General features: G+C 67.8%; 1 protein-coding gene. It reads right to left on the minus strand.

Going from position 1 to position 776, the window contains the following annotated elements:
* Window positions 1–776: sigma-70 family RNA polymerase sigma factor (locus tag BMF89_RS06705; RefSeq protein WP_139359578.1), on the minus strand; the 776-nt coding region annotated here is incomplete at both ends.

Below are 776 nucleotides of genomic sequence, written 5' to 3' on the forward strand. Positions count from 1 at the left end.
GCGCTGAAGCTGCGGGTGATGCCGCCCAGGGTGGCGGTGGCGAGGGTCGAGAGGTAGTCGTGCCGGCGTCGGGCGGTGATGCGCGATTGGGGCACGAAGGATTGCCCGGGATCGTCCGCGTAATGCGCGGACAGCCCGTCGCGCATGAGCCGGATGCCCTCGGCGCGCTGCTGGGACACCGCGGCGTGCGTGGAGCCGAGTTCCTCGGCGAGTTCCTTCACGGTCCGCCCCGCGAAGTAGATCTCCTCAACGACGTACCGCATCTTCTCCGGCAAGGCCTCGACGGCGGCCCGAAGGTACTTCAGGCGCTCATCGGCCAGGACCGAATGCTCCGGGGAGATCGTCTCCGCCGCGACCGTGTCCACCACCACGTCATCCAGCGGCGACAGCGTCCGCGCGGCATCGGCCAGGGCCGCTTCCACCACGCTGCGTTCAACGCCCAGCGCCGAAGCGGTCTCGGCCACCGACGGGGTGCGGCCAAGGACCCCGGAGAGCGTTTCCTGGACCGACATGGTTTCCTTGATGCGTTTGCGCGCCGAGCGGGTGGCCCAATCGCTGGCCCGCATCTCGTCCGCGAACGCCCCGACGATCCGGCGGCGCGCAAACGCCCCGAAAGGGACTCCGAGGTCCGGATCGAAGGAATCGGCAGACGTAATCAACGCCACGGACCCCACCGACGCGAAATCGTCGCGTGACAAATGAGAAGCTCTCGCGCAGAGCTCCGACACCAAATAGCCAACGAGCGGTAAGTGCTGCAGCACCAGCTCGTTGCGTTC

It is taken from the genome of Arthrobacter sp. SRS-W-1-2016 (assembly GCF_002009585.1).
GTDB lineage: Bacteria > Actinomycetota > Actinomycetes > Actinomycetales > Micrococcaceae > Arthrobacter > Arthrobacter bambusae_A.